This is a genomic window from Sulfitobacter sp. HI0129, assembly GCF_001635395.1.
GTDB lineage: Bacteria > Pseudomonadota > Alphaproteobacteria > Rhodobacterales > Rhodobacteraceae > Sulfitobacter.
In genome coordinates this window covers 1-9,543 of record NZ_LWGH01000273.1, presented here as the reverse complement: position 1 = coordinate 9,543, position 9,543 = coordinate 1, and the positions used below count along the sequence as shown (strand labels likewise).

Genomic DNA, 9,543 nt, shown 5'->3' with positions numbered 1-9,543 from the left:
CCGGGCCTCGGGGGGCAGCGGCGCGCTGGCGGCGATCGGTCTGATCTCCTTCGGCGGGGTGGCACAGTTCTTGCCGGCGCTGCTGGGCGGCATTTTCTGGCGCGGGGCAACGCGCGCCGGGGCGCTGAGCGGTCTGGCCACCGGTTTCGCGCTGTGGATGTTCACCATGCTGTTGCCCAGTTTCGGCGAAGGCGTGGCGCTGTCAGCGGGCATATTCGCAGAAGGCGTGCTGGGGCTGGGGTGGCTGCGGCCACAGGCGCTTTTCGGGATCGAGGGGCTTGATCCGACCGTTCATGCGGTGGTCTGGAGCCTGTCGCTCAATGCGTTGGTCTTCGGGCTGGTGTCGATCTTCACCTTTCCCGACCCGGTGGAGCGGCTGCAGGGCGCGCAATTCGTCAACGTGCTGGACCATTCCCGCCCGACCCGAAGCTGGACCGCCAGCGTGGCCGGAAGCGAGGAGTTGATGATCATGGCGCAGCGGATCCTCGGCGCGCGGGAGGCTCAGGTCTTTTTCCGGCACTGGGCGCAGCGGCAGGGGGGCGCGGGCACGCTGCCGGAGCCCACGCCCGATTTCGTTCAGGCGCTGGAGCGTGAACTGGCCGGTGCCGTGGGGGCCGCAACGGCGCATGCCATGGTGGCGCAGATCGTGGGGGGCGCCTCGGTTTCTGTGCAGGACCTGCTGGCGGTGGCGGACGAATCCGCGCAGATGCTCGAATATTCCAGCCAGTTGGAAGCCAAGAGCCGGGAGCTGGTTGAAACCGCCGCCCAGTTGCGCGCGGCGAACGAGAAGCTGACCCAACTCTCGCTGCAAAAGGACAACTTCCTGAGCCAGATCAGTCACGAGCTGCGCACCCCGATGACCTCCATCCGCTCCTTTTCGGAGATCCTGCGCGATACCGACCGGCTGAGCGCTGAGGACAAGACGCGCTATGCCTCCATCATCCATACCGAAGCGCTGCGCCTGACCCGCCTGCTGGATGATCTGCTGGATCTGTCGGTGCTGGAAAACGGGCAGGTCACGCTCAATCTGGCGCGCTGCACCCTGGGCGACGTGCTGGATCACGCGGTCACGACCGCTCAGACGGGCGCCACGCGGCCCCTGACCATTGAACGCGACCCGGCGGAGGAGAACCTCGGGTTTCTCACCGATCCGGACCGGCTCGCGCAGGTTTTCATCAACCTTGTGACTAATGCCCAGAAATACTGTGTCAGCGCCGCGCCGCGGCTGCGGATTTCAACAGCACGGCACGATGGTTGGATCGACGTGATATTCCTCGACAACGGGGCGGGCATCGCCCCGCAGGACCGCGCGCTGGTGTTCGAGAAGTTCACCCGCCTGATGCGCACAGGCGACGCGGGCGATGGCGCGGGGCTGGGGCTTTCGATCTGCCGCGAGATCATGACGCGGCTGGGCGGGCATATCGATCTGGTGGAGGGGGGCGACGGCACTGCCTTCCGCGTGCGGCTGCCCGCAGGGCAGGCCGAGGCCCCGAAAGCGCGGGTCGGGGATATGCAGCGTGTGGGCTAACCCACCGCGCCAGTCCGGGCTGGGCCTCAGTCCGCGGTGAAGGAGGCGCCGAGCATGGGGCGCAGGTTTTCCAGATCATACCCTGCCGCCCGCGCCGATGCGACGATATCGTCTGCCGGCAGTTGGCCCGCCTGACCCAGCGCCCAAGCGATGGTCGACCGGGTGCCCGATGCGCAATAGGCCAGCACCGTTTCATTAGTTTCCACCCCTTCGGCGCGATTGCGGGCAATGACGTCGGGCACCATGGTCTGATGGGTGAGGGGAACTTCGGCGAAACCGATCCCCGCTTCCGTCGCGGCGGCGCGGATGGCGGCGGCCTGCTGGCTCGGCGGCACTTCGGCGTCGGGGCGGTTGCACAGGATGCGGGTGATGCCGGCGTCACGCAGGGCGGGCATGTCCTCTGCCGCGATCTGCGGCGAGACGTAATAGCGGGGGGTGAGGCGACGCATTTCCATGGCAGTGGATTAGGATGTCGCCCGGCAACTGTCCAGTCTTATGCAGAGGGGCACGGACCGGCTTCGGCGGACTGCCGCCAGACGGCGCGCTGCGATGGGTCAGGAAAGGAAGACGCCCACGATCACCATCATCAGTCCGATCACCGACAGGAACAGCGCGCCGAGGTTCAGCGGCAGGGCTGCGCGGATCTCGGCCCGCAACTGCGCATCGTCCAGTGCGGCGCGCTTGGCCCGCGCGACCTTGACGATGGACCAGATCAACCCGGCCAGACCCAGAAGGGACAGGGCCGTCCCGACCCAGACGAGGATTTCGAAAAGCGGCATTCTGTGGCATCTCCCCTTTGCGGGCGGGGTAGAGGATATGCCGCCACCCCGCAAGTCCGTCTTGCGACGGAGCGGGCGCTTGGATAGTCAGGCGCAACCACCAGAGCAGGAGCGACAGATGAGCGACACGGCCACCAACCCCGACGTGATCGAGGATGCGGGCGATGCGACCTACCGCGTGACGGCGAATGAATTGCGCCAGTTCGTGGAACGGATCGAACGGCTGGATGCCGAAAAGAAGGACCTTGCCGAACAGCAAAAGGAAGTCATGGCCGAAGCCAAGGCCCGCGGTTACGACACAAAGGTCCTGCGCAAGGTCATCGCCCTGCGCAAGCGCGACAAGGACGATATCGCCGAAGAAGAGGCGGTGCTGGAGATGTACAAGGAAGCGCTCGGCATGTGATGTCCGGGGAGCCTGCCGGTGTGGGTTGCCGCATGGTCAGGGCCGCGTTGAGCAAGATAGTGCCGGAGAAAGCCCTTGCTCCGCCAGGGGCAGGGCAAACCGATCCGGAAGGGAGCGAATGATGCAGAAACCCCAACCCACCATTTTGACGAGGTCGCGGCCATGACACAGAACATCGCCGTTCTGGGCACCGGGCTGATGGGCGCGCCGATGGCGCGGAACATCGCGGCGGGGGGCTATCAGGTGACCGCCTGGAACCGCACGGCGGCGAAGGCGCGGGCGCTGGCGGACGCGGGGATTTCGGCGGCGCAGACCCCCGCCGAAGCGGTCGAGCAGGCGGATTTCGTCATCAGCATGCTGTCGGACGGCAAGGCGCTGCTGGCGCTGCTGGAAGAAGAGGCGTTGCAAAAGGCGCTGCGCCCCGGAACGCTCTGGATCGATATGTCGAGCGCCCGCCCGGGCGAAGCGCGCGCCGCCGCCGAACGGCTTTTGGGAATCGATGTCGGCTTCATCGATGCGCCGGTGTCCGGCGGGCCGGGCGGCGCAGAGGCGGGAACACTCGCGATCATGGCCGGCGCCGCGCCGGAGGATTTCGAGAAGGCCCGCGCGCTGCTGGCCACCATGGGCCGACCGACGCGGGTGGGGCCGGTGGGCGCAGGGCAGCTTGCCAAGCTCGCCAATCAGGCCATCGTGGGGATCGCCATCGCCGCGGTGGCGGAGGCGACGCTGCTGCTGGAACGCGGCGGGGCCGATCCCGCGGGCGTGCGCGAAGCCCTGCGCGGCGGTTTCGCGGACAGCACGGTTCTGCAGCTTCACGGAGCGCGGATGCAACAGCGGGACTTCACCCCCGGCGGCCCGGCCCGGTTGCAGTTGAAGGATATGGAAAACGTCCTGTCCGAAGCGGGTGAACTCGATTTGCCCACAGTGCGCCAGACGCGGGACCGCTACGCGCGCTATCTGTCGGAACTCGACGGGGCCGAAAGGGACCACTCGGGCCTCTTCGAGGAACTGCTCGACCTGAACGGGCTGCTGACGCGATAGGACTTTGTCACAGAAAAGCCACATTCTCGTTTTTCGCGGGCTGCCCTACCGCGAAAGTTGACAGAGCGGTTCGACCCGTGGCCAGATCTCTGTGGTTTTTCAGAGGTCTGTTTTATGAAGAGATTCCTTCGCGCGTCAGCATCTGTCCTGTCGCTTGCACTTTCCGTCACGGCGCTCCATGCGGCGACACCCGCTGAAAGGGACGCGCTGTTCCTGCGATTGAAGGCCGCGCCTACGAATGACGCGCTGGCCTTGCAATATGCCAGAATGTCCGTCGAACTGCGCGACTACGAAGCCGCGGTTTCGGTTCTGGAACGGGTGCTGGACCGCGATCCCGCTTCCGTGGATGCGCGGTTGCAACTGGCGCAGGCCTATTTCGCGCTGGGGTCCTACGAGGTGGCGCAGTATCACTTCACGATCCTCCAGCGGTCTGGCGCGCTGACCCCGCAGGAGGCGCAGGAAGCTGCGGCCTACCGTGACGCCACGCGCGAGCGGCGGCAGCGCCAGTCCCTGTCCGGCTACGTGGAAATCGGTGCTGCGCATCTGTCCGACTTGGGCGAAACGGGGACGGTGGGAACGCTCTCACTCACGCACCGGATCGACATGGGGGGGGCGACACGCCGTGACTGGGTTACGGGCATCCGTATCGACCTTGCCGAATTCGGGTCGGGCACGCCGCTCGGTCAGACCTCCGGTCGGATCACCACGGGCCCGATTTTCAGCCTCAACGGGGATCGCTTCGGGCCGACCCTGCGCCCCTATCTGTCGTTCCGCGCGGTCGATGATGACCAGATAACGGAAGACCGCACATCGCTCGGCCTCGGGGCGGTCTATGACAATGCGCTCTCGGCCAATTGGTCGATCTTCGCGGGCGCCGAGGGCGGGCGCATCACCTACAACATCCCCGATGTGGACGGTAGCTATGCCGAAGGACGGATCGGCGCGGTCTGGGCCCTGTCCAACGATACCCGCCTGCGCGCGACGCTTTTCGCGCGCACCCATGACATGGACCAGCCCGCCTTTGACAGTGACGAAGCGGCGCTGCGGCTGGACATGGCGCACAGCTTCCGCACCCGCCTGGGCCCGCGCGACTGGGTGGTGAGCGCCTTTGTCCAATATGACGAGGAAGAATTCGCAACGACCCGTGAAGACGAAACGCGCCAGATCGGGGCCGCCCTGCGCGCCTATTTTACGCAGGATTTCTACGTCGAGCCGCAGGTTCAGTATTTCGACCGGTCGAGCAATGTCGCCGGTTTGGAGGTCGATGAAACGCTCGTGTCCCTGTCCGTTGGTCTGGAGTTTTGAAGATGGCCCCTAAACTTACATCTCTTGTCGCCGCGCTCTGGGTATCTTTGTCCGGGCATGGTGCCACCGCCCAGCAGATCGGAGTGGTCGCCTCTCTCGATCCCAACATGCGCGCCACCGCGCCGGGGCAGAACGCCGCGCGGGAGCTTGGCCTCGGCGCGGGAGTCGTGCAGGACGATGAGGTCGCGACGACCGCCACCGCGCGCGGCCAGCTGCTTTTCGACGATCAGACGACCCTGTCGGTCGCACCGTCCAGCCTGATCGTGCTGGACCGCTTCGTCTATGACCCCGCCGGGGGCAGCGGCACCATGGGCATCAAACTGGCCCAAGGCGCCCTGCGGTTCGTGGGCGGCGCCACCAGCGAGGCGCAGGAGGCCACCATCACCACGCCCACGGCGACGCTGGGTATTCGCGGATCCTCCGCGCTGGTCAGCTTTATCAACGGGCGCACCATCGCCGTGTTCCTGATGGGCCAGCAAATGTGCATCACCACCGGGACAGGGCGCAGCTGCACCAACCGCCCGGGCGGCGTTCTGACGGAGGCAGGCTATTCGGGCCAGGTGTCGCAGCAATACCTCTCCACCGCGCTGACGCGGATAGACGGGACCCCGCCGACGACGCTCGCGCGCCGTTCGGTGCCCGCCGGTGTGCGCACAGCGGTGGAGCCGGGGGACGCGCCGCTTTCGACGCAAGGCGCACGCGGAGCCACCGGCAACGAGAATACGGATATCTTCGGCACCCGTATCGGGAACATCTTCGGCTCGGAATCAACGCCCGTCATCAGCGGCCCGCTGTTCTAGAACGTTTTCGGCGACTGCTCAGTCGCTATGCACCGGCGCGATACATGTCGCGCCGGTTTTCCGTTCAGCCCCGCTTGCTGTCCGCCACGAATGTGCCGTCCCACTCCGGGGGCAGATCGGTATTCCGCAGGACCGCGATACGCTCCCGATATAGATCGGCAAGCCTGTCGGTCTCGAACCCTGTGACCTGCCGGGCGGAGAGGGCGGCCAGATGCTCCAACGCGCGGTCCCATTCCCGGGCGAGATAGGCGTTGCGCGCGTCCTCGAAGCTTTTGGCAGCGGCGTGAAATTCCGTGTTTTCAGCCTTGTAGACCGTATGCAGGGCGACGGGTTCCTTGCGGCCCTTTACCACCACCTTGTCCAGCATCACGCTGCGCATGTCGTCGGGCAGGGCGGCCACGGTATCGGCCCCCACGCAATTGATCGTACCATAGAGCCGGGTCAGCCCTTCGAACCGTGCGGCCTGGGTCACGCTGTCGCCCACGCAGGTATAGGACAGCCGGTCGCGCGAGCCCATGAGCCCGACGAAAGCCTGCCCCGTGTTGATCCCCAACCCGATGCCGACAGCAGGCAGGCCTTCGGCCTCCAGCAGCGCGTTGGCTTCCGCCACGTGGTCCTCGATGGCGAAGATCGTGGCAAGCGCGCGCGCCCTGTGGTCCGCCTGCGGGAGGGGGGCGTTCCAGAAGGCCATGATTGCATCGCCGATATATTTGTCGATCGTGGCCCCATGTTCCATCATCGCGTCCGAGACCGCACCGAGGTAGCGGTTGAGCAGGCGCACGACGTCTTCGGGCGACATCTTTTCCGTCACCGTGGAAAACCGCCGCATGTCGACGAACATTACCGTCATCTCGCGCGAGGCACCGTTGGGGGTCAGGGCATGGCCCGGATCGGCGGCGATTTCATCCACCAGCGTGCCGGGCACGAAATAGGCAAAGCGGCTGCGTATCTTGGCGCGCATCCGCTCCTTGCCGATGAGCCCCAATGCCGAGCCGGGCAGGAGCGTCGCGAAACCGGTGATCACGATCAGCGACGGATCGAACAGCAGACCCGCCCGCGCAAAGGCCTGCCACCCGCCAAGGGCCGCCGCAATGCCGAGGACGGCGAGCCCGATGAGCGCCGCCATCGGCTTGTCCTTCGTGCAGAGGAACGTAACGGTGAGCCCGGCCAGAAGCAGCAGCACCAGCTCTAACCCCGGCATCCAGTCAGGCCGTGTCAGGAAGGTTTGCGCCAGCACCTGTTCGAGAACATCGGCCTGCAGCAACACGCCCGGCACGCTCGCCGACAGGGGTGTCCGGCGCAGGTCGAAAAGACCCTGCGCGCTTGAGCCGACAAGGATGATCCGCCCGGCGATGGCCGGTTGCAGGCCGGGCAGGGCGGTATCGTTCAGCACCAGATGGGCGGGGGTCATCCGGTTCTCGGTCTCTTCGGTGAAATGCAGCCGAAGCTCGCCGTTGCCGTCGAGCGGGTATTCCGCACCGCCCGTGCGCATGGCCACCACGCGGGCCGTGCCGCCCGAAACCTCGCCCGAGGCTTCGCTGGTCTTTAGGATATGGCTGCGCGCCCCCTGGGCCACGCGCAAAAGCTCCGCCGCCAGCGACGGCATCAGCCGGTCGCCCATGCGCGCGACCATGGGCACCCCGCGCGAAATGCCGTCGTTTCCCGCACCAAGGCTGATCACGCCGAGGCCCGCTGCCGCATCAGTGAGTACAGGCAAGGGAGCGAGCGCGCCGGGATAGGAGGTGACCGCGCTGTCGGGCCGCGCCCCGGTGAAGGAGATACCCGCCTTGGGCGCGGGCACCTCGCCGCGCGGCGCCCCGGCTAGGGCGAGGACGACCGGGCGACCGGCGATGGCGGCGGCGAGGTTCTCGTCGTTGTTCTGCCCGGCAAGATCGGCAGGAAGCCGCGCCGTGCCGCGCGCGAAGCGTTGCATGTTGCGCAGCACCGCATCGGGCGAGGTGCGGTCAGGTTCGGTGAAAAGGATATCGAAGCCCACGGCCACGGCGCCCGAGGCAAAGAGACGGTCCGTCAGTTCCGCCACGAAGGTGCGCGGCCAAGGCCATTGACCCAACTCGCGCAGCGAAGCTTCGTCGATATCCACCACATGAACGGGGGCAGCGGGGTCGCGGGTGCGGGGGGCGGCGCGCTGGTAGCTGTCAAAGACCGCGTTGCGCAGCGTCTTCACGAAGGGCGGTGCCATGATCAGCAGCAATGCCATGGCAAGCGTCACGGCGAGGCCTGTCAGCCAGATTGTCAGTCGCGGCACATGGACCCCCGTGTTTTACCGGGGGTATTTCAACGGGCAAGTCCCTGCATGGCAAGAAAAAACTGCCCGGCGAATGGTGTTCGGGGCGGCCATTGCGCGGTATTGGACCGCTCCGTTGGCCGCCTCGGCGTCAGGCGCGGCGGCGTCCGCCTGTGCGGCCTGCGCGGCCCCGGCCTTCGTGGCCGGCCTTCGGCGCCACCTTGTTGAACTTGATCCACTCTGTCCCATGGGGGTCGCGGTCGAACAGGAAGTTGGCGGCGCGGATGGCCTCCATCTCCTTGCCGGCCTTCGGCTTGGTGGAGCCGAAGTTGAACAGCTGAAGGAAGGTTTCATCGTCCATGCCTTCGGGCAGAACGACACCGGCGGCTTCCACCTCGGCGCGTTTTTCGGCGATCTTGGCGGCGTTGAGCGGGACAGCTACCGGATTCATGATGGCGCTGGTCATCCCCGCCCCCATGGCCATGGGCAGGAAAGCATTGTTGATCCCGTGGCGGTTGGGCAGCCCGAAGGAGATGTTCGAAGCACCGCAGGTCGTGTTGACGCCCAGTTCCTCGCGCAGGCGGCGCACGAGGGTAAAGACCTGATGACCGGCCGTGGCCATGGCGCCGATCGGCATGACCAGCGGATCGACGACGATGTCATGGGCGGGAATGCCGAAATCCGCCGCACGCTCCACGATCTTCTTGGCCACGGCGAAGCGCACGTCCGGGTCTTCGGAGATGCCCGTGTCGTCGTTGGAGATCGCCACGACCGGCACATTGTATTTCTTGACCAGCGGCAGGACGAGTTCGAGCCGCTCTTCCTCTCCGGTGACGGAGTTGAGCAGCGGGCGGCCTTCGCAGGCTTCGAGCCCCGCCTCAAGCGCGCCGGGAACGGAGCTGTCGATGCAGATCGGCACATCGACGACCGATTGGACGACCTTGATCAGTTCGGGCATCAATGTCGGTTCGACGAAGTTGTTGTCCGCATAGCGGGGGTCTTCGGCCATCTTGTTGGAAAAGACCGCACCGGAGTTCACGTCGAGCACGGTGGCCCCCGCCGCGACCTGGGCGATGGCATCGGATTCCACGCGGCTGAAATCGCCGCGTTCCAGTTCTTCGGACAGGATCTTGCGGCCCGTCGGGTTGATCCGTTCGCCGATCACGCAAAAGGGCTGGTCGAAACCGATGATCGCGGTTTTCGTTTTGGATTCGACGACGGTTCTTGTCATGTGCGGTCAGTCCTTCAGGATGCGTTGGCCGGGGCGGCGGAGCGACCGCCGTTTTCCATGGCCCAGTTGGCGTTGGTCTTGATGCCGCCCAGCGGAAAGAAGTGGACGTGCGTGATGTTGAAATCCGGGTTCTCGGCCTTGTAGGCCGCCAGCTCGTTGATCACATCTGTCGGCTCGTAAGGCAACAGCAGCTTGGTCACGTCCATCGCAC

9 protein-coding genes and 1 pseudogene are annotated in these 9,543 nt (G+C 65.9%); 5 read left to right on the top strand and 5 right to left on the bottom strand.

The window, feature by feature from the left end; genetic code table 11:
• The coding region (locus A3764_RS05735; protein WP_236628059.1) for a sensor histidine kinase at positions 1–1,528 on the top strand (1,528 nt) is incomplete at its 5' end.
• 26 nt (positions 1,529–1,554) lie between these two features.
• On the opposite strand, the gene A3764_RS05730 is transcribed toward A3764_RS05735, so the two are convergent.
• Positions 1,555–1,983, bottom strand: coding sequence for a TIGR01244 family sulfur transferase (locus A3764_RS05730; RefSeq protein WP_067920173.1), 429 nt, complete (start codon positions 1,981–1,983; stop codon positions 1,555–1,557).
• Between the two features lie 99 nt (positions 1,984–2,082).
• Positions 2,083–2,307: a hypothetical protein gene (locus A3764_RS05725; protein WP_067920175.1), complete on the bottom strand. Its 225-nt coding sequence runs from the start codon at positions 2,305–2,307 to the stop codon at positions 2,083–2,085.
• 118 nt (positions 2,308–2,425) lie between these two features.
• Between A3764_RS05725 and A3764_RS05720 the strand changes: the two genes are divergently transcribed.
• The 4 genes from A3764_RS05720 to A3764_RS05705 all read left to right on the top strand — a co-directional run bounded on the left by A3764_RS05720 (position 2,426) and on the right by A3764_RS05705 (position 5,856).
• Complete coding sequence (locus tag A3764_RS05720) at positions 2,426–2,710, top strand: DUF2312 domain-containing protein (RefSeq protein WP_067920177.1); 285 nt, start codon at positions 2,426–2,428, stop codon at positions 2,708–2,710.
• A 162-nt stretch (positions 2,711–2,872) separates the two neighbouring features.
• Positions 2,873–3,751, top strand: coding sequence for an NAD(P)-dependent oxidoreductase (locus A3764_RS05715; RefSeq protein WP_067920186.1), 879 nt, complete (start codon positions 2,873–2,875; stop codon positions 3,749–3,751).
• 114 nt (positions 3,752–3,865) lie between these two features.
• Complete coding sequence (locus A3764_RS05710; RefSeq protein ID WP_067920179.1) at positions 3,866–5,056, top strand: tetratricopeptide repeat protein; 1,191 nt, start codon at positions 3,866–3,868, stop codon at positions 5,054–5,056.
• A gap of 2 nt (positions 5,057–5,058) precedes the next feature.
• A complete protein-coding gene (locus A3764_RS05705) occupies positions 5,059–5,856 on the top strand; it encodes a FecR family protein (protein WP_082850876.1) in 798 nt (265 codons plus the stop codon).
• A gap of 64 nt (positions 5,857–5,920) precedes the next feature.
• Here the strand turns inward: A3764_RS05705 and A3764_RS05700 are convergent, their stop codons facing one another.
• The 3 genes and pseudogenes from A3764_RS05700 to A3764_RS05690 all read right to left on the bottom strand — a co-directional run.
• Positions 5,921–8,122 carry a CHASE2 domain-containing protein gene (locus A3764_RS05700; RefSeq protein WP_067951311.1) on the bottom strand — a complete coding sequence of 734 codons (2,202 nt, stop codon included), beginning with the start codon at positions 8,120–8,122 and terminating at the stop codon, positions 5,921–5,923.
• Between the two features lie 130 nt (positions 8,123–8,252).
• A complete protein-coding gene (locus tag A3764_RS05695) occupies positions 8,253–9,332 on the bottom strand; it encodes a methyltetrahydrofolate cobalamin methyltransferase (RefSeq protein ID WP_067920815.1) in 1,080 nt (359 codons plus the stop codon).
• 14 nt (positions 9,333–9,346) lie between these two features.
• Positions 9,347–9,543 (bottom strand): annotated as a pseudogene (locus tag A3764_RS05690) (methylenetetrahydrofolate reductase); the annotation flags it as partial.

What these genes read in the sequence shown, in the direction of transcription:
- A3764_RS05730 (WP_067920173.1), bottom strand. Translation starts at nt 1,983, where the DNA reads ATGGAAATGCGTCGCCTCACCCCCCGCTATTACGTCTCGCCGCAGATC.
- A3764_RS05725 (WP_067920175.1), bottom strand. Translation starts at nt 2,307, where the DNA reads ATGCCGCTTTTCGAAATCCTCGTCTGGGTCGGGACGGCCCTGTCCCTT.
- A3764_RS05720 (WP_067920177.1), top strand. Translation starts at nt 2,426, where the DNA reads ATGAGCGACACGGCCACCAACCCCGACGTGATCGAGGATGCGGGCGAT.
- A3764_RS05715 (WP_067920186.1), top strand. Translation starts at nt 2,873, where the DNA reads ATGACACAGAACATCGCCGTTCTGGGCACCGGGCTGATGGGCGCGCCG.
- A3764_RS05710 (WP_067920179.1), top strand. Translation starts at nt 3,866, where the DNA reads ATGAAGAGATTCCTTCGCGCGTCAGCATCTGTCCTGTCGCTTGCACTT.
- A3764_RS05705 (WP_082850876.1), top strand. Translation starts at nt 5,059, where the DNA reads ATGGCCCCTAAACTTACATCTCTTGTCGCCGCGCTCTGGGTATCTTTG.
- A3764_RS05695 (WP_067920815.1), bottom strand. Translation starts at nt 9,332, where the DNA reads ATGACAAGAACCGTCGTCGAATCCAAAACGAAAACCGCGATCATCGGT.